The 23742-nt window shown below is 47.3% G+C and carries 16 protein-coding genes; 14 read left to right on the forward strand and 2 right to left on the reverse strand.

The genetic code is table 11. The features are described 5' to 3' along the window. Positions 1–12: 12 nt before the first annotated feature. From G3M70_09380 to G3M70_09430, 11 genes are all read left to right on the forward strand, one after another. Positions 13–1971, forward strand: a complete 1959-nt coding sequence (locus tag G3M70_09380) for a hypothetical protein (protein ID QPJ62069.1) — start codon at positions 13–15, stop codon at positions 1969–1971. A 22-nt stretch (positions 1972–1993) separates the two neighbouring features. After that, the gene (locus G3M70_09385; GenBank protein QPJ62070.1) at positions 1994–5167 is read left to right on the forward strand and encodes a hypothetical protein; all 3174 of its coding nucleotides are present in this window, start codon (positions 1994–1996) and stop codon (positions 5165–5167) included. A 164-nt stretch (positions 5168–5331) separates the two neighbouring features. Continuing rightward, complete coding sequence (locus tag G3M70_09390) at positions 5332–6816, forward strand: aldehyde dehydrogenase family protein (GenBank protein QPJ62071.1); 1485 nt, start codon at positions 5332–5334, stop codon at positions 6814–6816. A 151-nt stretch (positions 6817–6967) separates the two neighbouring features. Further along, entirely contained in the window at positions 6968–7783 is an 816-nt protein-coding gene (locus G3M70_09395; GenBank protein ID QPJ63774.1) for an MBL fold metallo-hydrolase, read from the forward strand. Between the two features lie 35 nt (positions 7784–7818). Continuing rightward, the gene (locus G3M70_09400; protein ID QPJ62072.1) at positions 7819–9108 is read left to right on the forward strand and encodes an ADP-ribosylglycohydrolase family protein; all 1290 of its coding nucleotides are present in this window, start codon (positions 7819–7821) and stop codon (positions 9106–9108) included. Positions 9109–9500: 392 nt separating this feature from the next. After that, positions 9501–11279 (forward strand): response regulator, encoded by a 1779-nt coding sequence (locus G3M70_09405; protein ID QPJ62073.1) that lies wholly within the window; start codon positions 9501–9503, stop codon positions 11277–11279. Continuing rightward, positions 11276–12646: a sigma-54-dependent Fis family transcriptional regulator gene (locus G3M70_09410; protein QPJ62074.1), complete on the forward strand. Its 1371-nt coding sequence runs from the start codon at positions 11276–11278 to the stop codon at positions 12644–12646. Before G3M70_09405 ends, G3M70_09410 begins: the two co-directional genes overlap by 4 nt. 511 nt (positions 12647–13157) lie before the next feature. Further along, on the forward strand, positions 13158–13697 hold the full coding sequence (locus G3M70_09415; GenBank protein ID QPJ62075.1) for an RNA polymerase sigma factor: 540 nt from the start codon (positions 13158–13160) through the stop codon (positions 13695–13697). 129 nt (positions 13698–13826) lie between these two features. Then, a complete protein-coding gene (locus G3M70_09420) occupies positions 13827–14849 on the forward strand; it encodes a FecR family protein (GenBank protein QPJ62076.1) in 1023 nt (340 codons plus the stop codon). Positions 14850–14988: 139 nt separating this feature from the next. Continuing rightward, positions 14989–17628 carry a TonB-dependent siderophore receptor gene (locus G3M70_09425; GenBank protein QPJ62077.1) on the forward strand — a complete coding sequence of 880 codons (2640 nt, stop codon included), beginning with the start codon at positions 14989–14991 and terminating at the stop codon, positions 17626–17628. 28 nt (positions 17629–17656) lie between these two features. Continuing rightward, a complete protein-coding gene (locus G3M70_09430) occupies positions 17657–18787 on the forward strand; it encodes a PepSY domain-containing protein (protein QPJ62078.1) in 1131 nt (376 codons plus the stop codon). Here the strand turns inward: G3M70_09430 and G3M70_09435 are convergent. Then, complete coding sequence (locus G3M70_09435) at positions 18772–18960, reverse strand: hypothetical protein (protein ID QPJ62079.1); 189 nt, start codon at positions 18958–18960, stop codon at positions 18772–18774. The two genes, G3M70_09430 and G3M70_09435, sit on opposite strands and share 16 nt — an antisense overlap. Before the next feature lie 322 nt (positions 18961–19282). Here G3M70_09435 and G3M70_09440 point away from each other — a divergent pair, with 322 nt between their 5' ends. The 3 genes from G3M70_09440 to G3M70_09450 all read left to right on the forward strand — a co-directional run bounded on the left by G3M70_09440 (position 19283) and on the right by G3M70_09450 (position 22226). Beyond that, complete coding sequence (locus G3M70_09440) at positions 19283–19504, forward strand: hypothetical protein (GenBank protein QPJ62080.1); 222 nt, start codon at positions 19283–19285, stop codon at positions 19502–19504. Positions 19505–20389: 885 nt separating this feature from the next. Beyond that, positions 20390–21466, forward strand: a complete 1077-nt coding sequence (locus tag G3M70_09445) for a response regulator (protein ID QPJ62081.1) — start codon at positions 20390–20392, stop codon at positions 21464–21466. Positions 21467–21737: 271 nt separating this feature from the next. Then, positions 21738–22226, forward strand: a complete 489-nt coding sequence (locus tag G3M70_09450; GenBank protein QPJ62082.1) for a hypothetical protein — start codon at positions 21738–21740, stop codon at positions 22224–22226. A gap of 126 nt (positions 22227–22352) precedes the next feature. Here G3M70_09450 and G3M70_09455 read toward each other — a convergent pair whose 3' ends face one another. After that, positions 22353–23648, reverse strand: coding sequence for a DUF1049 domain-containing protein (locus G3M70_09455; GenBank protein ID QPJ62083.1), 1296 nt, complete (start codon positions 23646–23648; stop codon positions 22353–22355). Positions 23649–23742: the final 94 nt, after the last annotated feature.

Consider the following 23742-nt stretch of genomic DNA (forward strand, 5'->3'; position numbering starts at 1 on the left):
AGAATAAGAGAAATGTCAGATTCCATTAAGGGAGACAAGACAATGAGCGTCCATAAAACCCGCCCCAAAGGCAGATATTTTCATTCGCTGGATGGAGAGCGTGGTGCAACCATTATCGTTTTTCTCATGATACTGGCGGTTCTCGCGACCATCGCAGCCGGTACCATGAGTGCTATCAACCTGAACTATCAGGCGTCCGGAGCCCATCGCGAAGGTAACCGCGGCTACTACGCAGCAGAAACGGCTTTGGACGTTGGTGCCGGACGCATTCTCCAGGAATTTGAAAATCTGAGTGAGTACACAAACTCAAAAGACTTTGGTGGTGATGCCAATGGCTGGGTTGATGTTGTCGCTGCTGATGTGGGTTTTAGTGAACTGAATGGATTCACCATGGAATACCGGGTGGAACAAGGTACGGCCCGATTTTTCTATCAGACCCAGACCGGCCCCAATATTATCTCCCACTACGCTTACCAGTTTGACGTTGAAGGAAAAGCCACTGCCACAGACGGCAGTGGTGCCACTGAAACTCTTAAGGAAACCATGCGGGTTCTGCAAACGCCACTCGTACAGTATTTCCTGTTTTTTGGCGGCAGTGGGGATGCGGCTGACCTCGAACTCAATACCGGACCTCATCAGAACAGTTGGGGGCGTGTGCATACCAACGGGGACCTTTATGCAGCAGCTCATTCCACGTTTAATTTCAGGAACTACGACACCGACGATCAAATGTCTCCACATTCCTGGACGGTTGCGGGGAAAATAATACACGGCTGGAAACCGGGCGCACCCAGTTATCCTGTAAATCCGGTGAAATTCAAAACTGAAGCCGATGGACAGGCTGATATGACACCAAGTGAAGATGTGGATCGTTCATTTGATCCTGATGTGGCTGCGGATGTCTCTCTGGTGGAATCAAAATATAAAGGCTATGTCCAGATCGGCGTCCCGGTCAAACAGGCTCCAGGCAGGACACAGTTTGTACGCGGCGGCTTTTATGAGGATCGCTCGACCAATCCTCAGCGTCTTACCGTTCATGGTCTGAAAATAGTGGGTACCGGCCCCTTGGTAGCAGCAGGTTCCGGAATACAGGTTTTTGCTTCAGAGCCAACACCAAATACAAACGTAACGGCCTTGATCGCGAATGGAGAATCTTCTACCGGTACCGCAATGGTGCCTTTCCTCACGCCTATTGTGGATAACCCGAATGCATTCAACGATTGCCGTGAGGGAGATTTGGTCAGCACGACCGATATCGACCTGTATGCATTGGAAACCTGGTACAAGGCCTATCTCGCTGACCTTGGACTTGCGGAACCTGAGGACGGGATATTGATCTACACTTCACGGTCACCCAATGCAGCTTATCAAAACAACACCTCAGGTGTGCTCCATGCCATTCGTCTGCGAGTTATCGACGGTGCAACCGGTTCGCTTCCTGGTGTTTTGATGAATACCACCGTTGCAACCGACAACCCATACTATGTTCAGGGTGACTTCAATACCAATGCTCCCTTGAGCGGTGTGGCCGTAATCGGCGATGCCTATAACGTATTGTCCAACTCCTGGATCGATCAGACATCTCCAGGCGTATACCGGAAAGTATGCAATGGGAGCACGTCTCCAAATCCATCTGAAACAACTCAGAACCTGGCCGCATTCTCGGGAATAGTTCCTACTGACGGCACAATCTGGAGTGGTGCTTTCATTAACTACCCACGGATGCACGAATGCTGGGACGACACTCCATGCGGACGATCCTCAGGAAACGAAATTCCCCTCAACATCAACGGTTCTCTTATTAACCTCTGGCAAAGTGCCCAGGGAACCAGCAAATGGCAGTTGAGTGGACATTATTACAACGCTCCACAAAGGAACTATGGCTGGGATATCAATTTTGACAATCCCGATTACTGGCCACCCTTTGTGCCAGCGATCTACAGTATGGAACGCGACAGTTTTGTTGAATAAACCAATCGACCAGGTGAACATCATGAAATGCCTCAAACGAAATCAATATAAATGGAATGACCAGGGTGGTTTCACCATAATGGAATTGATCATTGCATCGGCGATCTCCATTATGGTGCTGGGAATGGTTGCACAGGTTTTTACCCAGCAAAGGGCGGCTTTTTCCAACCAGACCAATATGGCCAAAATGGTGGCCAACGGCCGTGGTGCAGTGGAATTTGTTACCCGCGCTATCCAAAATGCTGGATATCACGTGATCCGGGGTGGAAAAATTCTCAGCGGTGGCGACCATTACGTTACCACTGTATCGGATCTTGACGATGACGGCGTGGTTGAGGGTGAAGAAATTCTGACCTATGTTGTCTCCAGTGTGAATGGGGCGAACAACCGATCCATTTCGTTTGATGCTTATTTTGATATGAATGGAGACGGGAAATTGCTTTCATCTGAAACCGCCACCTACACTGTCAATTATTCTCTCAATGGCCCTCCCTTTAATCTTTTGCAATTTACACCTAAAGCGGATGGCACCCTGGACAGCTACGTGGTCGCGGAAAATATTGATAATCTGGTTTTTCGTTTCTACGACCATAGTGGCAATGAAATGGGAGTGAACGCAGTGGATGGATCGGCCCCAACAAAAACCGACGGGCTCAATGACCTTCCGATCCGGGTTGAAAACAATAAGCTTCCTATCGTCAGGACGGTGAACATGGAATACACCGTACGAACAAAGGATCCTGATGAAAATGCCCATTTTATCAATACAGGTTCCTATATTGATGGCAGCGTAGCCACCCAGACAAGCGGAACTCCTCAGGCAGCGACTGGGGGTTACACTGATTCCTATCGCCGTCAGGTGATGACAGCGCAGGCTTCACCGCGCAACCTGGGGCTGGCTCCTTTCGGGCGATTGACTATTCAGCCCTCGCAAAATCCAATTGTTTGTCCTGAAACGTCTACACCGTTTACCGTAACTGCAGTGGATTCTGCAGGTGCTGCGATTGATAACTGGAATGTCAACTTGCGAGTCACAGACCCTACCAATGTCTCGGTTTCTTCAAATTCAGTGACAACAGATTCCCAGGGTGAGGCGGTAGGAGCGATCAGTTATAACTGGGTCACTCCAAGTTTCACCACCACACTGTCAGCAGATGCGCAGTGGACGGACCTCGACGGTACGCTAAGATCGGTTATCACCTCGGTACCGATTTCATTTGTTTCGCCAACGGGTGCCGGTGTATTTGATGACTTTAATGATGGAGATGCCATTGGCTGGGCGGCTGATAACCCGAGCCAGTGGGAAGTTGATAACAACGAATACAAACTGGTAGATGGCCCATCTGGTACGGTCAATGCGATCAACCCGATGCATCAGGGTGATGCCACCGCTGATGATAAAGAAACGATTGCGAATTACACGGTATCTGCCGGTGCTGGTGGGCATCTGAAACTGGTTGTCGGTGTGGGTGCGGAAGCGACCCTCTCAGGTGGTACGCCCACGGTTCTCAATCCACAGGAATATGCGAATGGAGGGGGTGCTTCCAAGGCTTTCACAACCCCTACTTACACAATTCCAAATGCTTCCAATCCACAGAACACACTCAAACTGGTAGTGGTAGTCTCCACAGAAGATAGCAGCAGTGGTGATCTGACTGCAGCCAGCGCTTCTTTCGGCGGCGTTGCCATGGAGAAGATTCTCGGGCAACAAACCAATTCCTCCTATGAAGCTGCAACGACCATGTTTTACCTTGACGTGACGGCGGGGCAGTCGGGTCCGATCGCAATTGGTTGGCCTCAGGCATCCCAGAGCTATCAGGTGGTCAACGTGGTCACCCTGGAAAATGTTCAGCCCGGTGGCCCGGAAGTCGCCGGGGTTGGTTTCAAAAACTCTTCTGGAAACGTATCCAATGCGACAGTGGCCACGCTCAATGACGACACATTGTTGGTCCTTGGCGCTACTTCTGGTGACACGGGTTCGTTTACGGCAACCGGTCCAGGTCATACCATTCACAGCAACAATAACACCACGGATGGCGGAACCATGCGCGGTGCGCTGGGAACGGCCCTGATTCCAACTGCTGGTACAGTAACAAACCTGGGCATGAGCGGAAGTGCCAACCGCATGTCCCTCGTGATCGCCGGGTTTGCACCTTCCTCAGCCGCGTCAACGACACCAACCTATGTTCGCTTTAATGGAACGGATATGAATCAGGTTGCCACCTCGCAGTTTGCTGGTGGAACGGGTGTTACCGGCAGCACTCTGTATGAGCTGGATGTCAACGCAGGTGATTCTGGATCCATTGATGTGCAATGGGCCCAGGAAACCAGTGAGCGTTTCATTACCGTTGCGACTTTGACTGATGTTGCTTCAGGTCCTATTATCGCTGCGCAGACGGGTACTGCGGCTGATGAAAATAACAATGCAACGGATATCAACATTAACGCTGTGACCCAGGGTTCGATAGCGGTTTCTTTCGGTTTCGAGAACCATACGGACAAAGTCCAGCAAAAAGGGCCCGGTCATAACCTGTTGATTGATGAGCAGACGGTGAGTGGAACCAGTGCTACCTGGGGTGGTATGGGAACTGTGGATGTTCTGGCCGATGGCAACCTGAATGGTTTCGGTTATCAGGGTTCACACACCCGGCGCGCCGCAGTAATGGCAAACTTCAAACCGGCTCTGGTTACCGTCAATGACGAAATCACTTCCACCGGTTGTCAGCCCTGGTCTGATGTAGAAGTTCTGGTCAAGATGAAAAACCGGGGTAATGTCAGTTCGCCTCGTTTTGCAGGAGCAATCGTCCGCTATGAGAATGCGAACAACTATTACTTTGTCCGGGTACAGCACGATACAGTGACTACCCCCGTGAAAGAGGAAAACTACACCTTGACTCTGATCAAGCGGGATGGTGGAGTGGAAACACCAGTAGGTGCTTCCGAAACCATTACGTTTGAAACCTCTACCCTGGCAACCCCGGTTGATTATTACCTGCGGGTTCGAGTGGTCGGTGATGATTTCAAGGTCCGGTGGTGGAAACCAGCCGACCCGACCAGTCCCACGGCGGATGAACCGGCAACATGGAATCTTGAAAGGAACGATGCGGGTACCTCTGTTACTGCTGGAACCATTGGAATCATGTCAAATCGGCAGGAATTCCTCTTCGACAATGTGAGTGCCGGACCTCCGGTATAGTCAGCGTCTAAGTAAAGCCTTAGAAAGCCCCCTGGATATTTCCAGGGGGCTTTTCTTTTTTCTTTTTAGCGAAACCAGTTCAGCGTTATTCTGAAGATAGAGATATAAGGCAGGGCCTGGTAATTACAAGCTGTCTTTGAAACCCGAACCAAGGGGGATGTGCCATGACCACAACTTATAAAAACTATATCAATGGGAAGTGGGTTCGCTCCAGAACCGGGGAAACATTTGAAAATATCAACCCGGCAAACACCGACGATGTGATTGGACGATTTCAGAAATCAAATAGCGATGATGTAAAGCTCGCGGTTGATGCCGCTTTCAAGGCACGAAAAATGTGGCGTGAGACACCTGCTCCCAGACGTGGTGAAATTTTATTCCGTGTCGCGGAACTTCTGGTGAAGGAAAAAGAACCGCTGGCACGCGACATGACCCGCGAGATGGGGAAAATACTGGCAGAAACTCGCGGCGATGTGCAGGAGGCCATCGACCTTACTTATTTTACAGCCGGGGAGGGTCGCAGGCTCGGGGGAGAAACGGTTCCTTCCGAGCTCGATAAAAAGTTCTGTATGTCCGTTCGCATGCCGATGGGCGTGGTGGGTTGTATCACTCCCTGGAACTTTCCTTTGGCAATTCCTTCGTGGAAACTTATTCCTGCGCTGATTACGGGAAATACGGTGGTCATTAAACCCGCTGAAGACACTCCATTGACGGTAGTAAATTTTATAAAGATATTTGAAAAGGCCGGCCTGCCTCCCGGAGTTTTGAACATGGTCACTGGATTTGGTCCGGACGTTGGCTGGCCTCTGGTTGAACACCCCAAAGTCAAACTGGTGTCGTTCACCGGGTCGTATGAAACCGGATCGCAGATTGCTGCCGGGTGTGCCGCCAACATGAAACAGTTTTCTCTGGAGATGGGTGGAAAAAACGCGATCATTGTCATGGATGACGCAGATCTCGATCTTGCCGTCGAGGGTATCCTGTTTGGAGCTTTTGGAACCACCGGTCAACGATGCACCGCTTGTAGCCGCGTGATCGTTCACCATAAAGTACAAAAAAAGTTCACGGACCTTCTGGTTAAACGAGCAAAAGCACTCAAGCTGGGGGATGGTCTCAATGCCAAAGTTGAGATGGGGCCATTAATCAATGAAGAAGCGCTGGCGAAGGTCGAGCTTTATACCAGTATTGGAAAAACCGAAGGTGCAAAACTGCTTTGCGGCGGGGTGGTGCCCAAGGGGCGTGGTCTCAAAAAAGGATTCTTTTTCGAGCCTACGGTCTTCACGGATGTTTCTCCCCAGATGAGAATTGCTCAGGAGGAGATTTTTGGTCCGGTGGTCTCTCTGATCACCTGCAAGTCTTTTGATCAGGCAGTCGAAATTGTAAACGATTCACGTTATGGCCTGTCTTCAGCAATTTATACGCGCGATGTCAATAAGGCATTTCAGGCGATTCAGGAATTAGATACCGGAATCACCTACGTCAATGCCTCAACCATCGGAGCTGAAATCCAGTTGCCTTTTGGCGGAACCAAGGGCACAGGCAACGGTCATCGCGAAGCCGGCACTGCAGCTCTTGAAATTTTTACGGAGTGGAAATCGGTTTACGTTGATTACAGTGGCAAACTGCAAAAAGCCCAGATCGACGCTTAGTAGCGGGCAACAAGCTGGCCTGTATTGCGCTTCCGGAGTTTCATGAGCGCATGACAATATATTTTTGTATTCGCATTCCAGATTGTCCGTCGTCCGCGGAGGATCAGGGAGTTGATCGGCGGAAGAGGTTGAGTTATAGTCGGAGCCTGTCCTGTTCTGGACTTGTCGTTCTCTTCCCACCTTAAAGGAGGCTCCCATTCTCCAGTTTTCTGTTCTTGGCAGCGGCAGCAAAGGCAATTGTGTTTATATTGAAAATGGCAATCATCGTATTCTCCTCGATGCGGGTTTGAGTCTGCGTTCACTCAAGGAGCGGATGGCCAGGATCGGACGGGACCTTGCCGATGTGTCGGCCGTGTTTTTTACGCATGAGCACAGCGACCATATACGTGGTGCGGGAATGCTTTCCAAAAAATACAAGTTGCCCCTATATGGTACACGCGGAACACTTGCCAAAATTGAGCATCATCTGCCACCCGATGCCGATTGGCATGTAATAGAGCGTGAAGATGAAGTGTGCCTTGGCAGTTTGAGAGTGGAATCCTATCCGACTCCGCACGATGGTGTGGAATCGGTAGCTTTTGTCGTGCATTACGGTGATCACCGCCTCGGCCATGCAACTGATCTCGGTTGTATCGATATGACAGTGTTGGAAAAAATGCGCGGTTGTGATGCCTTGTTGGTGGAATCAAATCATGATCCTGAAATGCTAAAAACAGGACCATATCCCTGGCCACTCAAGCAGCGGGTTGGCGGGGACCGGGGGCATTTGTCGAACGAAGCCTGTGCCCAACTGCTGAATCAGGTAAAGCACAACGACTTAAAAACGGTTGTGCTGATGCACCTCAGTGGAGTCAACAACCATCCCGACATTGTACGCCGCCACGCTACCGGTGCACTGGCGGGGTCGCATGCTGATTTGCATATATCAGAGCAGGATCACCCCACCCCACTTATTTCTCTTATTTAAAAAAAGTGAATCAAGATAAAAGCCTCGGGTCATGGATGGGGCTCGCTATCGGCGATGCCCTGGGTCAAGCTACCAAGGGATTGAAGCCTGAAGCCATCAAACAGTTGTACAAACGAATGGACAAGTTTCAGGATGTGCGACCATTTATTGGCAAGGGAGTCAAGACATACCGCATGAAAGGGTTGTATGGATGTCAGATGCAGATGGGCCTGGCGCTTGGCGAAAGTTTGATTCGAAACAAAGGTCTTGATGAAGCCGCGTTCGGTGAATTGCTTGTTCGTATGTCGCTTGCCGGACCGGAGGGTTATTTCGGAGTTTTCAGGCGGCCGGAGGGCGTATTTGCCCGTTCTGTAATGGAGTTTACCAACAGGATGGACCCGACTGAGGCAGACTGGAATACGAGCTTTGGAAGCTTTTTTCCACTTGGAGTGGCAACAGCCCTTTTTTATGGGCGCGATTCTGCAACATTTAAGGAAGCGGTGACCCGGGTTGGCACCATGATGAGTTCGCATCCCTGGGAAATTTCAGCAACTGCTGTTAGCGGGTTTATCGCCCTGGCTTTGTGTCGAAAAAATGTGAAGGAAAGTGTTTCGGTTTTAAATGATGCCAAAACATTATTAGAAGAATCCGCAAGTTGGGTGGAACAGGTTGAGCAAACGTGTTCTGTTTTAGAAAAAGAGTCGGGACCTGTGGATGCCCTCAGTAAAACCCTGACAGAAATGGCAAAGCGTGTTGAGTCTTCCAGTGCAGAAGAATTGCAGGACTGGATTTTGGAAAATGCCAATCAATATTTGAAACAACCTCTTCGTTACACTACTCAAGGGCAGGCACTGGTACTTTTGCCTCAAGCACTCCTGCAGGTGTTGAGATCGCCTGACAGTTTTGACGGGGTAATGGAGCGTACGGGTTCAATGGGACGGGAGGCCGTCAAGTTGTGTGCTTTGACCGGAGCATTTGCCGGGGCTCTTTTTGGGGCGAATGCTATTGGGCAGGAGTTTATGGCAGGACTTGTAAACGTGAAGGAAATAAAAAGTCGAGGCGAGGCGTTAACGCGGCGACGTTTTTCTGGAAAAGGTAAAGACCTTGTTGATATGGAAATGGGGTTGACCCGAAAAGAGGCTGAAGAAAATCGGAAGTATGTCCCCAAAACTCCACGGAAACCCGCAACAGATCAACCCGTTTCAAAGCATCAGCTGTTTGAGGAAATGGGAGTCGAATGGGAGCACGATCCTCTAATGGAAATTCGCGATAACCCAAGGTTGCGCAGGGAATTCGAACGCGAAAAATCCAAAAAGAAAAAAGAACGACGCCAACGGTTAAAGTAGGCATCAACGATTCAGATAATTGTATTTTTTAGTTTTTTTGATCCGGATTATTTCCTTCAATAATTTAATGTTTTTCCCTTCCTGAAATTTCCTTAAACTCCATTTAAATGCAATGGGCTTTTTGATTTATCTGGGGTAGAGGATTACAAATCTTGAGAAGTTGTTGAGTGGCACCGTTTTATTTTTATTTTGAGTGATGATGTTCTATCGGAGTAAAAAACTTAACCCATTGAATTTTTGGGCATTAGAATTGCTTGAGATTGTTGCATAAAAAAAGAAGGCTGTTAGACTGAGATTTAGCAACGGTAATGAATTTTACTGAGTTCTCCGGGGCCACATGATGAGGGGAGATCTATCCTTCTGATTTCCTCAATATTCAAGTTGAGGTTTGTATGGTTGATGAAGAGAATATTTTAAAATCCAGAATATTGATTGTTGATGACGAACCCGCCAACGGGACAATGTTGGAAATGGTTCTGAAGCGAAAAGGGTTTACTCAGGTTGAGACCACAACGTCATCGCGCCAGTCGATAGCTATATATGAAGAGATACAGCCTGATCTCGTGTTGCTTGATTTGAGAATGCCAGACATGGATGGATTCGATGTCCTGGCAGCCATTCGCGAAATGGAACAGGACTATTATCCTCCAGTGATTATCCTGACTGCTGAGTCTGATCCGAATACCCGGGTCAAAGCACTCCAGGCCGGGGCTAAAGATTTTCTTTCCAAACCCCTCGATCTTTCCGAGGTTGTGTGTCGATGTCGGAACCTTCTCGAAATGCAATTGCTTCATAAACAGTTGATAGAGAAAAAAGATCGGATGCAGCAGATGGTGCGCGATCGTACTGCGGAATTGTGGACGGCAAACGCATTGTTAAGAGAAGAAATCGCTGAAAGGGAGGAAATCCAGACCTGGCTTGAAAAACAAAACGAGCTTCTGGAAATGGTTGGACAGGGAGGCTCTCTGACGGATTGTATTGAGCGAATTCGCCAATTCTGGAAAACTTTTTCAGAGTCTTCATCCTGCGTTCATTTGATGGATAAAAGGAGCAAAAGTTTTCAGGTGGGCTTCAATTGGGGGTTGTCTGACCAGTTTGTAAAAAAGCTGGAAGATCTTTCATTGAGAGGCGAATCGTCATCTTTCCACCTTGCAGTTGAACGGGATGAAACGGTGGTCGATATTTTTCCTGAGCACGATGAATTTGAAACTGAATATTCTCATCTGGTAATTGAAGAAGGATTTGCGGCTGTCTGGTCGACCCCGATCAAAGGAAAGGAAAACCGTATTTTGGGGGCACTGGATCTATATTTTGACCATCCCCGCAGCCCGGAGAAGATTGATAAGGCGTGGGTTTATCTGATATCCAGATTAGCCGGTATTGTTCTGGAAAGGACCAGCGCAGAAGAGAAACTGCGCCGTGTGAACCATCAATTGCTCCATTCAGAGAAGCTGTCTGCAATGGGGAAGTTATCAGCTTCTATTTCACATGAATTCAATAATCCCATTCTTGGAATTCGGAATGTACTGGAACAGATTTCGAGAGAGAATGTTCTGGACGAGGGGTTGCAGGAGTTATCCCTATTGGCGATTGAAGAATGCTCTCGGGTAATGAAACTGGCGACCCGGCTACGGGATTTTTTCCAGCCATCAACAGGTGTTCCTGAAGCGATCAGGTTGGAGCAGTCGGTTGAAGATATGGTGTTGCTCCAAAGAAATGATCTTCGGAAACGGGGAATAATCCTGGAGCGGTATTACGAATCGGAGCTTCCAATGGTTTTTGCTGTACAGGATCAGGTTAAGCAGGTGGTGCTCAATCTGGTACAAAACGCAGGGGAAGCGGTACCCGAACAGGGTGGCAAAATTGGAATTCGTTTAATCAGGGCAGGGGCTTTTGTGCAGTTACAAGTGGAAGACAACGGTACCGGAATTTCTCAGGAGATCCGGGGTCAGATATTTGAGCCTTTTTTCACAACCAAAAAAGATAAGGTGAAAGGGACTGGTCTGGGTTTGTCTGTATCTTATGGGATCGTGAATAACCATGGTGGTTATATCGAATATGAAAGTGTTGAAGGGAAGGGAACTGTTTTCTCAGTCTTCTTCCCGGTTTTTAATGAAAACAGTTCTGAGATGATTGAAACCTTCTCACGGATTGAAAGGTCAGCAGTATGAATGCCATTGGGAAAGTCATTCTTGTAGATGATGAAGTCCTGGTTCGAAGGGCCTACCAGAATGATCTTAAGAAAAACGGGTTTGAAGTGAAAGCGTTCGAAAGTGCGGAAAAAGCGCTTCCTGAAATTTCCAATGATTGGCCTGGAATTGTGATTACCGATGTTGTCATGCCAAAAATGGATGGCCTGGATTTTTTAAAGAAGGTCAAGGAAATCGATGAAGACTTGCCAGTGATTCTGATGACAGGCCGCGGAGATATACCCATGGCTGTCCAGGCTGTTCGCCGGGGGGCTTTTGAATTCCTCGAAAAACCGTTTCCAACAGAGGCCTTGATGGGAGCGGTTCACCAGGCGATTGAAAAACGCAAACTGATCATGGAAATCCGGACCCTTCGATCCCAGATTGAAGATCAATCACGACTGGAAACAAGACTTATCGGAAATTCGTCATCTATCCAGCGGTTGCGGGAAGTGGTCCGCGGAGTCGCTGAAACCAACTCAGATATCCTGATTGAGGGTGAAACCGGCACTGGAAAAGATCTCGTGGCCCGTTGCCTTCATGATTTCAGCTCGCGTAGCAAACACCCCTTTGTAGCGATCAATTGTGGTGCGCTACCTGAAACCATTATCGAAAGTGAATTGTTCGGGCATGAGGCGGGATCTTTTACTGGAGCTGATCGGAAGCGCATTGGGAAATTTGAATTCGCTCATCTGGGAACCATATACCTTGATGAAATAGAAAGCATGCCACTTCATTTGCAGGTCAAGCTTCTCAGGGTTCTTCAGGAAAGGGTGGTGGAACGGGTTGGATCCAACGAACCGATACCGGTCGATGTAAGGGTTATTGCGGCCACAAAAGATAACCTGAAGCTGGCTTCGGATGAGGGTCGCTTTCGAAAAGATCTTTATTTCCGTTTAAATGTCATTCAGATTCCCTTGCCTCCTCTTCGTGAGAGGAAGGAAGATATTCATCTGTTGTTTCATCACTTTTCCCAGCAAGCCGGAGTCAGGACGCAACTGGAGGTGACGACACCTTCAGTAAATTATCTTGAAGAATTAAAAACCCGGCCCTGGGACGGAAATATTCGTGAATTGAAAAACGAAGCGGAACGATTTGTTTTGGAACAAAGTCTCGGGCTCTCACGGCTTCAAAACAAGGCCGACTCCACGCCGCAACAGGAGAATGAAATTGAAGTGACGGGTTCTCTAAAAGAAAAACTGACTCAATTTGAGCGGCACCTGTTGGTTAAAGAACTATCTCACCAAAATGGACATATCGCCAAAACCCACCTGGCTCTGGGAATTCCCCGTCAGACTCTTTGCTCGAAAATGAAAAAATTCAATCTGAAGCGGAAAGACTTTCTCTGATCATTTCAACGGGATTTCTTCCCGGGGCGATGGGAGATTTCCAGTCATTAAAAATCGAATAAATTCAGATAAAAGATAGAGAACGAAACAAAACCCCAATAGATTAATTCAAGCGTAAAAAAGATACTTATCCGAAAAGGTTTTCGGAAAAGATTGCTTTGGTTCTACAAAGCACGATATGTTATTCACCGTCTGCAACGCCCGGGATTATTAGATGCCTCTCATATCTTTCCAGATAATGATTCCAGAATTATTATTCGTTAGCTCAAATTTTGTCTGAGTACATCTCGTGAAAAAACATTCCATCGTGAAAAAAGTTGGGATTTTGCGCGAATCTTGTTATCAACGAAATCCTAATGTAGTATGCGTTCGCTTTTCAATTTCCAGGTTATGAATGCCCTTGTGCTTTTCTGCGCTTAAGGTGAAGGTGAATCTCAAAAGCGCTGACCTAAGCTAAAAGCCCACCAGAAAATTAATCAAGACATGAAGTTCGGCAGGAATATAGGCCCCTATGCAGGAATCAGTATTATTAGATGCTTTTCGAGAATATGAATCCGAGCTATTGCGTTTTTTAAGCAAGAGATTCGGTTCAGCTTCTATCGCTTCGGATATAGCACAAAACCTTTACGTCAAACTGCTCAACGCTGAGAGTCATCCTGAAATTCGTAACTCGAAGGCTTATTTGTTTAGTATGGCCGTTAATCTGGGGACTGATCAAATGCGTGTCGAAAAGCGGCGTAAAGAAATTTTAGCGGAAGTGAATGATCTGGTCTGGTATCAGGCGGACGAAGTGACTCCTGAGCGTCACGCAATGGCAAAAGAAGAACTTTCCTTTCTAGTATCCGAGGTATCCAAACTGCCAGAACGCTGCCGGAAAGTTTTTTACCTCAACCGTTATGAAGGCCGGTCTCAGAGTGAAATTGCCACAATGTTGGGAGTCGGGTTGAGCACCGTGCATAAGGACCTCAAGGCTGCTATGAATTTGCTAATAGAGGCCCGGCAGCGTTTTCGAGCCTCATTGCCTGAAAAATCGGAACAGGAGAAAAAGTGAGCCCACTCGTCTATATAGTAGGGGGTCAGTTTGACCGGGAGAGTGGCTATTTTCTTCAAACCCTGCCCCTATTTAACTCTACTCTTGTGGAGTTCTGATTTTATGAATGAGCCCGGAGATCAAGAGGCCATGGACCAAGCTATCAGAGATACCGCCCAAAACTGGTTCCTTCGAATTTCGGAAGGTAAACTGACCGAAAGGGATCTGTTTGATTTTAAAGCCTGGCGTGATGCAGATCAACGTCATCACAAAGCTTATGAAGAAATACGTTGCCTCTGGAATGAGGTCGATGAATTGAAATTTGCTTTTGCTCCAACAGACCGGGAACTGATCCATTCAAGAAAGCATCCACCGCTTGCTGGGAAAAGCGATTCTCCCGAACGGTTGGATGTCAGGAACCCAGGGTTCAGGCACCGATCAAGGGTATGGAGTGGGCTCATCGCGGCTTGTTTGGCACTTTTTATTCTTTACACTTCAGACTTTGCCTCCATATTGCGCGCGGATTTCCGTACCAGCGTAGGTGAACAGAAAAAGGTCACTCTGCCTGACGGGTCTATCGCCTTGTTGAATACTGAAACGGCGATCTCTACAAATTTTGCAAACAACAGGAGACAAATCACCTTGCTTGGAGGCGAAGCATTATTTGAGGTTGCCAAGGATCCGGCACGCCCTTTTTCCGTAAAAGCGGGAGACGGTGTGGCGACGGCTATCGGCACGGCTTTCACTGTCAGTGATTTGGATGAGACGGTTTTTGTCAGGGTAATCGAGGGTACCGTAAAAGTTTCCGGACCGGATCATAACGATACCGGTTCACTGGAAAAGTCCAGGCACGCGGTCACTTTAACGGCAGGACAACAAGTACGCTACGGAGCAGGCGAGTTACCCGGTGGGGTGACCCCGGCAATCGCAGACTCGGATATTGCCTGGACTAAAGGATTTATTGTGATAAAGGGCGAACCGATGGATCAGGCTATCTCTAAAATCGACCGGTACCGTCCCGGGAAGATTTTCATCGCGGCCGATGCATCAGAACTTCAACCTATTACTGCCAGACTTTCTATAGAAATGCTGGATGTTGGCCTTGAAGCGCTAGTCTCCACACATGGACTGACTGTGACGAGATTGACAGATTATGTTTTGATCATCCACTAGTATTTGCGCCAAGCCCAAAAAATTTTCTCCAAAAAAAGAAAATATTTTTTCTCCCACTCGTCTATATTGTAGGCAGGAAATATTAATGAGAATCGTTTTCATAGTTTTCCTGATATTCAATGAATGAGTTGGAGGGGTAATGCGTTTAAAAATAAATATTTATGGTTCTTGTGTTGATCGATCTCTTTTTCGGGGGAATATCCGTTCAACACTGGAAGACAAAATACCGTCACTCTCGAGCATCATAATGGCGGTTCTGATGGTAGCAGTAGTTTTCACATGTACTCCGCTGGATGTCGCCGCCATGGACGGGTTTTCATCTTCTCCGGCAAACCCGCAAGTTGTTCCATCAGCAAAAACAAAACACTTTTCCATCGAAGCCCAATCCCTGGGTTCGGCGCTGGATCGTTTCTCGGAGCAAGCTCAGGTATCCTTCGCCTCCAAAACGAAAAACCTGTCAAACCTTCAATCACCCGGCGTTTCCGGAACACTGGCTCCACAGGAAGCACTCAACCGATTGCTTGAGGGAACAGGGTTGGGTTATCAGATGAAGGGCAATGCCTTCACTCTGGAAAAAAAATCATTCCAGGGACGCAAAGAACTCAGCCTCAAGCGAGCGGAGGACGAGTCACCCTATACCCTGCTGGCGCAAAATCAGGGAATCGATAAAAACAAAGACCAATCAAAGCAAAATTCTGAAAAGGAGAAAGCTAAAACTCCTGAAAAAAACAAAATCAATTTAAAGCCCTTGAATGTGATTGCGGACAGACAAAGAATTGTTGAAGGTCTCAATAGTTATGTGGTCGAGAATGCGACGTCTTCCACAAAAACCGATACTCCCCTCATCGAAACACCACAATCCCTTTCCATTGTCACAAGGAAACAGGTTCAAGACCAACACGCGATCAGTCTTTCTGAAGCGTTGCGCTACACGCCTGGAGTCCAGGGGGAGCCAAACGGAATCGACCAAAGATTGACCTGGCTTCGAATGAGAGGTTTTGATGCAACCACGACAGGGCTTTACCGGGATGGATTGCAATTGCGTAATCCGGGCTTCAGCATTGGTTACAACATTGAACCTTACTCTTCAGAGCGTATTGAAATACCCCGTGGTCCGGCATCTGTAATGTTTGGTGCAGGAAATCCTGGGGGATTGATCAATTTCGTTACGAAGCGGCCTACCGAACAACCTATGCACGAGTTTTACATTGACGGGGGTAGCTACAATTACATCCAGGGACGGTTTGACATCAGCGAACCTATAGAGGAAAGCGACTTTTCATATCGTTTGACGGGGCTTTTCCGGGAAAGCGATTCCCAGGTAAACTTCACTGAGAACGATCGCATCTTTATTGCTCCAGCCCTGACCTGGAGCCCAAATGCAGACACCTCACTCACCATTCTGACAAACTTTCAACAGGATGACCTGGGTGTGTATCAGTACCTACCCGCTATGGGATCCTTGCTGCCCAATCCGAATGGCAAAATCGCTAGCGATATTTACACAGGCGAACCGGATGTCGATCATTACGACCGAAAAGAATTTTCCTTGGGTTATCTTTTCGAACACCGCATCAACAACACCTGGAAGGTTAATCAAAACGTTCGCTTTAACTCAACCGATGTAGATGACAGCACTGTGTTCGCAGATACCCTGATGCCAGACCTGCGCACGATGTCCCGTTCCCAATTTGATGTGGATGGAAAGCTGGATGCTATTGCGATAGACAATCAGGTCCAGGCGAAGTTCAACACAGGCCCGGTGGAACATACGGTCCTGGTTGGGCTGGATATTCAGCATGTGGAGGCAAGCAAGACGAATCGATTCGGTCCGGCTCCCAGCCTTGATATGTTCAATCCTGTTTACAGGACGCCTTTTATGTCCGCACCTGTATTCAATATTTCAAAAATTGAGCAGGATCAAATAGGTCTTTATTTTCAGGACCAAATTAAACTGTTTGATCGATTGATTTTTCAGGTCGGCGGCAGACATGACTGGACGGATTCTACCAATACTGTCAACTTCAACGCGTTCGCGGGCTCTTCTGTCAATATGCAGGACAACGATAAATTTACCTTTCGAGGTGGGGTCACTTACCATTCGGAAATCGGGTTGGCACCCTACTTCAGTTATTCAGAATCCTTTCTGCCTGTTGCGGGCATGGATTTTTCGGGCAATCAATTTAAGCCGGAGACCGGGAATCAATACGAAGTTGGTCTTAAATACCAGCCTCCCGGATGGAACAGTTTCATCACGATTGCCGCCTTCGATCTGACGCGGCAAAATATCAGCACTACAGATCGAATCAACATTGGTTTTCAGGAGCAAACGGGTGAGGCCAATTCTAAAGGCATCGAGTTTGAAGCAGTTTCCAACCTGGATTTCGGATTGTCCTTTATTGCAAGTTACACGTACCTGGATACAGAAATCACATCCAGCAATGTTTTTGGTGAGTTAGGTTCCCGGTTGTTCCAGGCGTCTGAAAATACGGGATCATTCTGGATAGATTATACCCAGCCAGACGGGATTCTTAAGGGCCTGGGTGTGAGTGGAGGTGTGCGCTACATTGGATCCTATTTTGCTGATAACACCAACATGCTGCTGGTGCCCTCTGTGACTTTGGCCGATGCGGCGATTCATTACGACTGGAAGCAGTTTCGCGTCGCGTTGAATGCACAAAACGTTTTTGACAAGGAATTCGTCGCCTGCTTCGACCCTTCTTTCTGCTCTTCAGGTCCCGCGCGCCAGGTGAGAGCGACCGTAGGCGTCCATTGGTAATAATGGGTTTAACACAAAGCAGGGCAACTTGAATTTAAAAGCGCTGAAAATCTGGTACGGTGTGCACAAGTGGACAAGCCTTGTGTGCACCGTATTCATGTTATTGCTTTGTCTGACCGGACTCCCCTTGATCTTTTTCCATGAAATCGATCATGCCATGGGAAGGAGCGTGGACCCTCCCGAAACCGTTGCGGTTCGTGGTCCTGCCAGCCTCGATTCCATCGTGTCTGACGCTCAGAAACGCAAGCCAGGCGATGTTGTCCAGTTCATGGGAACCTCGTCGGATGAACCGCATTCCATATTCATCACTATGGGTGAAACCATTGATGCGCCGGAAGCTTCCGCATTTTTCACCTACGATGCCCGAACCGGGGAATTTGTCCACGAATATCCCCTTAAGCAGGGCTTTATGTTCACTGTTTTCAAGCTCCATGTAGATTTGTTTGCGGACCTCCCGGGAATGTTGTTTTTAGGTTTCATGGGGCTGCTGTTGACGATTTCGCTGGTTTCCGGTGCAGTGGTCTACAGCCCCTTTATGCGCAATCTCCCATTTGGGACTGTTCGCAGGGACCGGTCTGTCTCATTAAAATGGCTCGATCTTCACAACCTGATAGGAATCGGAACTCTGGTCTGGTTCCTGGTGGTGGGGGTTACCGGTGTCATCAATACACTGGCGACTCCTATTCTGGACCAATGGAAAGAAACTGAACTGGCTTCCATGATCGCTCCTTATATGAATGACGAACCCGGCACGGAACCGGTTTCGTTGGAACGGGCAGTGGCGGCCGCACGCGCGGCAGAGCCCGAAATGGAATTAGGTTTTATCGCTTTTCCCGGAAACAGTTTTGCAGGTCCTTACCACTTTTCGGCGTTCATGCGCGGGAAAACACCGCTCACCTCAAAGATTCGAACACCTCTGTTAATCGACACTCGAAGCTATGAAGTTGTAGAGAAACGGGAGCTTCCTTTGTATGTAAAAGCCTTCCTGATTTCGCAACCACTACACTTTGGAGATTATGGAGGACTTCCTCTGAAAATCCTGTGGGCAATTCTGGATATTCTGGCGATCATCGTGTTGGTGAGTGGGATTGTATTGTGGTACAAGGGCCGGCGTGTGCCTATAGAGGCGCGTCTAAAAATAGATCAATTGGCGGCATAGGTCCGTTCAGGAAAGTACGCTGTGGCAACCCGATTGAGTACAACGCAAATATGGCGAGTCCCCATAGCCTTGGGTGTTTTAAGCGGGGTTGGTCTTTTATCCGCTTTATTGGGAGACGAGTTGTGGGATGTCGCTTCGTGGGTTGCCCTCAGCGTTCCGGTTGTTGTCTGCATCTATTTTTCCTGGTGTCCAAAAAAAGCAAGTCTCTAAACCCCCGTCGATTAGTAAGGTCTAAGCTCTGTATACCCCTCTTCCCAATCATTTCTTCTTTTTTTATCCGTTGAAACCATATGAAAATCCGGCAACTATATTTGTGTTTTATATGAAAACATGATCAGTCTGTTTCGGATCTCCTGATCTCTTTTTAGTTAATTTATTGAAAAGCTTACCCTTAAAGCTCCTCTTCGTTTTTGGCACGCACGTTGCTAAGTATTAGGTGATGCCAAGGTGTTTTGGGAGGGTCCCAAAACGTTATTATTTTTAAGGAGGAGAGTTATGATCTACCCAGTGAAAATTCTCAGTAAAGGTGGGAAAGTAAAAAAAGTGGTTAGTGGGCACAAATTAACCGGTCTTCATTGGAAAAAGTTTTACGATGACGAAAACCAGATTGACCTGATGCATGGGCCAAGAAACAGTAATATTCCGAACCATATAAAGAAAAAGCTGGACCAGAAATATGCCGGGGTGTTCGACCAGTCCTTTTCTTTTATTAATTAACCGGTTTTTTTGCTGTTTGGAGGAATACCAGGGGTTCAATCCATAGGATATATGGTAATTGGGTTTAAAAAAGAAGTTCCTCTGAAAGTGCCTGGGGTTGCAGAAATACTCTGATAAGTATTTTTAGTGCTTATTTTTCTGGCTTTAAGAGGCTTTTAAATGTTTTTTAAACCCATTTGTGACCAGTTCCAACCGGGTTGCGGCTCTTGAAAAGGAGAACTTTGCATAAATGGAATATTTTGAAACAAAGTGATGCATCATTGCGAGGAGCCCTTCGACAAGCTCAGGATAAACTCCAGCGACGAAGCAATTCAGCCGGGCAACCCCCGGAGATAACTGGAAAAAACTTCTGAACCTAACCCTTCGGAGCATGAAATCTTAGGATAAATACCTTGGCCACGCACTTTTCAGCCGCTCGCGATGACGATTTTTTTGAAATAACCGCTTCCAAATCAGGAAAACCCTGATTTTGGTGTTATGCAAAGGTCTCCTTAAAAAAAAGGCCTTCAATTCCTCCTATTTAAGTGATTGATAAGCCTTGGTCATTCAGGGTTGATATTTTGAATTTCTTCCCTTAACTTATTTTTAAATACAGTTGTGACAAGGCTTGTGGTCCCAGACGGCGGCAACTGAGAAACAATAGAATTTGGGCGGTAGGAAGGAATTCTGTCCCAGGTTTACAACCCCTCCCGTAAACCTGGGGCCGCCTGTAAATAATGTCCCAAATAAGTGTTTCCGTTTGCAGGGGAGGGTACTGGGGGCATCGTAAACAAGGTGGCACGTTTTGAATAAATTGCAGGTTATAAAAAATCTTTTATCGGAAACAATTAATCGAAATAGGTTGGGAAATGTATTTCGTTTTTCTTTTCTCGGAGCCTGACCAAAATGGACCCAATTAATTGCCTTGAATCTAAAATTTTGATTGTAGATGATCAGGCCTCCAATGTTTTGTTATTAAAACAAATTCTTTCTCAGGCCGGATATACAAATATTATATCAACGCAAAACCCCCTTGAAGTCCTGGACTTATACAAACAGCACAAACCCGAGTTGGTGCTACTTGATTTAAACATGCCGCATCTTGATGGTTTCGGGGTAATGAAGCAACTTAAAGAGGTTGAAACGGATTCTTATATTCCTGTGCTGGTTTTAACGGCTGTTGACCACCCCACCATTCGGCATCGCGCTTTAAGTGCGGGAGCCCGCGATTTCCTTGGAAAGCCGCTTGACGTTTCTGAAGTGGTCTGCCGCATCCGGAATATGTTGGAGGTGCGGATCCTTCATAACAAACACCGCAACCTTAACCAGATACTTGAAGAGCAGGTCCGTGCCCGGACCCAGGAACTGGAAGAAACAAGGCAGGAGGTGATCCATCGACTGGGTCGAGCGGGAGAATACCGTGACAACGAGACAGGAAACCATGTTATCAGAATGAGTCGGTTTTCATATTTATTGTCAAAAAAGATGAGATTCCAGGACAAAATGTGTCAACTGATCCTCGACGCAAGCCCTATGCATGATATTGGCAAGATTGGTATTCCAGATAAAATTCTATTGAAACCAGGCAAGCTGGAAGCCGATGAATGGGAAATAATGAAGACCCATGTAAGTAAGGGAGCAGAGATATTGTCTGGAAACGACTCAGATTTGATGGTGACCGCCCGCAATATAGCTCAGCATCATCATGAAAAATGGGATGGTTCTGGCTATCCAGAAGGGCTCAAAGGGGAAGATATTTCGATCGAAGGGCGGATTGTAGCGGTCTGCGATGTGTTTGATGCCCTGACATCTGAACGCCCCTATAAGAAGGCCTGGGCTTTGAAAGACGCAATAAACTGGATGAAAGATCAGCGTGGTAAACACTTTCAGCCTGAACTACTGGATGCTTTTACTGAAATCCTTCCGGAAGTTGTCAAGGTACGGGATCAGTTCACTGATACTTTTGAACCCGTAACACTCTGAGTTCAAGGCGGTTTAAGGCTTTCTTCTTTTTCTACTCCCAAATTCCTGCAACCCGAAAAGAAAACTTTTGTATTCCAACAGGATTCCCCTCAATTTTGCCCTAACTAATTGAGGTCCAAGGTCTTGGGAGTATTTTTTGTTTTCCATAAGAGCTGGATTAGAGTACAATAAATGGATTGAATTATTTGATTGTTAAGGGATTAGGGGCGATTTCCCAAAAGCCGGGAAATTGAATCGCCTGTTGTCCTCAAAACTTTGGAAGGAGACGACCGTGAAGCTTGATAAAGTTATCGGGGCGATTTTTCTGGTTGGGTTTTTAATCAGCCCCGTTTTGTCCTGGTCCGCAAATCTTGTGGTCGGTGAAAACATTAAACCCGGTATGGCACTTAGTGATGCGATAAAAATTCTGGGGATCCCATCCTCGGTAAAAATCAACCGGGGGCCAGATTCCAGTAAAGACAGTATTGAAATCAATTATGCCAGTCAAGGGTTGGTTATCCGCGCCCTTAATGAAGGTACACAGGTGGAGGCCATTGAACTGTCTCCTACTTTCAAGGGAAAGTTTGTTTCAGGTCTGAAACTGGGTGACCATTTTTCCACCATCGTCAAGCATTATGGAACCCCAAAAACAGTTTCGAGCCAGGTAGTTCGATATCCCAGTCAGGGGCTGTATTTTCTTCTGAACAAGGATTCCCTGTTGTCTGCCAAAACATTTTTAAAAGGCACCAAGCTGGTTCAGGCTGAAAAAATGAACCCATAGATGATTACTCGCCAGAGTTGTCTGGACTGTTTAAGGGATGATCAGCTCAAGGATTCCAGGCTGGGACTCCTTGTGTCGGGCTAATTTTTTTTAGTGGGTTCTGAATCGAGACAGGTTTGTTTTTTGTCAGGCTGCGGAAGTTTGATGAGCCCGGAGTTTTGAAGACCCGCAGGTCAGGGTTGCCCAGGAATTACAATGAGGGCAGAGACCGAACCATGTATCGAATTCGTGTCCGCATGCGCTGCAATAGTAAACCCTTACGGCGTGTTCCACTTGATCAAATGTAGATTGAATCAGTGCATCTGCCTTGTCATTGGCTCCTGAATCCTGAAGAGCCTTGATTGTGGACAGGCGGGTGAGTATTGTTCCGTCTTCAATCTTTTCCAGAACATCGGCCGCGTCCTGACTTTTTCCCTGGGCCAACAGGCGTTGTGAATAGATCAATGATAACAATTCCTGCCTTTTCCCCTCGCTTTTTTCAATAGCATTCTGAAGCAGCTTATCCCCTTCCTCCTTCTTTCCCTGGGAATCGTGCCACTCCTGCATTCTTAAAAGACACACGGGTGCACCGGTTTTTTCAAATCCGGATTTCCAGGCTTTCAAGGCCTGCCTTGAGTTTTCCAGTTTGAGATAAATATCTCCCAGGCTGACATGAGCAGGAGCAGAGGATTCATCTTCTTTAATAGCCCGACGGAATTCGGCAACTGCGGAATCATATTTTTCTTCTTTAATGCGTTCCATTCCGATGGAATAGATAATGCGCAGGAGTAATGCCCGTTCATCATCTAATTTATCTGAATCCTGGACCAGACCCAGGATCGATTTTTGGATGTTTTGGGCGCCGTCCAGATTGTGGGTTGAAAGATAGGCGTCCCGCAATTTCTTCAGGGTTGGCAGGGAATTGGAATCCAGTTCCAGGCAGCGGTTGAGTGTTTCAATTTCCTGTTCGATATCTCCTGCAGCCGCGAAATCCTCAGCCAGACTGTACAAAGCCTGAAAGTCTTCCGGATCTGCAACCAGTGCTTTTTGATGGTATTCAATTGCCGTTTCGAATTCGCCCTGAGCCCGCTTGTGATTGCCCAGTTGAAACAGGGCAGCGCTGTGGTGAGGATTGTCTGACAGGATTTTTTCATACAATGCCAGGCCTTTGGCAAGTCTTCCGCTTGCAATAGCGCTTTCTGCCTTGCGGTACCATTTGTCCCATTTGTTAAAGCGACTTTCCTGCTTTTTTATTTTCTGGTTTTCCCGGAAATGGCTCCATGAAGCTTGAATTTCCAGAAGGCTTTGAAACACAGCGCTGATTAATACACCGAGCAGGAGGGAACCCATTAGAAACACAACCATGGGAATTTCGAACATCAGGTTGCGAGTCAGGTGAATTTCGACCTCCGTCGGATTCAGGAAGGCAAAATACACCGCCATCAGAATCAAACCTGCTAATGATAGGATGAACCTTAGAGACACAGCGAAAATCTTAAAAAAGGTTTTTGATGGGACACCGTATGCGGGATTGAGA

Source organism: Candidatus Nitronauta litoralis (genome assembly GCA_015698285.1).
Classification (GTDB): Bacteria; Nitrospinota; Nitrospinia; order Nitrospinales; family Nitrospinaceae; genus Nitronauta; species Nitronauta litoralis.

What these genes read in the sequence shown, in the direction of transcription:
- G3M70_09380 (QPJ62069.1), top strand. Translation starts at nt 13, where the DNA reads ATGTCAGATTCCATTAAGGGAGACAAGACAATGAGCGTCCATAAAACC.
- G3M70_09385 (QPJ62070.1), top strand. Translation starts at nt 1,994, where the DNA reads ATGAAATGCCTCAAACGAAATCAATATAAATGGAATGACCAGGGTGGT.
- G3M70_09390 (QPJ62071.1), top strand. Translation starts at nt 5,332, where the DNA reads ATGACCACAACTTATAAAAACTATATCAATGGGAAGTGGGTTCGCTCC.
- G3M70_09400 (QPJ62072.1), top strand. Translation starts at nt 7,819, where the DNA reads ATGGGGCTCGCTATCGGCGATGCCCTGGGTCAAGCTACCAAGGGATTG.
- G3M70_09405 (QPJ62073.1), top strand. Translation starts at nt 9,501, where the DNA reads ATGGTTGATGAAGAGAATATTTTAAAATCCAGAATATTGATTGTTGAT.
- G3M70_09410 (QPJ62074.1), top strand. Translation starts at nt 11,276, where the DNA reads ATGAATGCCATTGGGAAAGTCATTCTTGTAGATGATGAAGTCCTGGTT.
- G3M70_09415 (QPJ62075.1), top strand. Translation starts at nt 13,158, where the DNA reads ATGCAGGAATCAGTATTATTAGATGCTTTTCGAGAATATGAATCCGAG.
- G3M70_09420 (QPJ62076.1), top strand. Translation starts at nt 13,827, where the DNA reads ATGGACCAAGCTATCAGAGATACCGCCCAAAACTGGTTCCTTCGAATT.
- G3M70_09425 (QPJ62077.1), top strand. Translation starts at nt 14,989, where the DNA reads ATGCGTTTAAAAATAAATATTTATGGTTCTTGTGTTGATCGATCTCTT.
- G3M70_09435 (QPJ62079.1), bottom strand. Translation starts at nt 18,960, where the DNA reads ATGCAGACAACAACCGGAACGCTGAGGGCAACCCACGAAGCGACATCC.
- G3M70_09440 (QPJ62080.1), top strand. Translation starts at nt 19,283, where the DNA reads ATGATCTACCCAGTGAAAATTCTCAGTAAAGGTGGGAAAGTAAAAAAA.
- G3M70_09445 (QPJ62081.1), top strand. Translation starts at nt 20,390, where the DNA reads ATGGACCCAATTAATTGCCTTGAATCTAAAATTTTGATTGTAGATGAT.
- G3M70_09455 (QPJ62083.1), bottom strand. Translation starts at nt 23,648, where the DNA reads ATGGCGGTGTATTTTGCCTTCCTGAATCCGACGGAGGTCGAAATTCAC.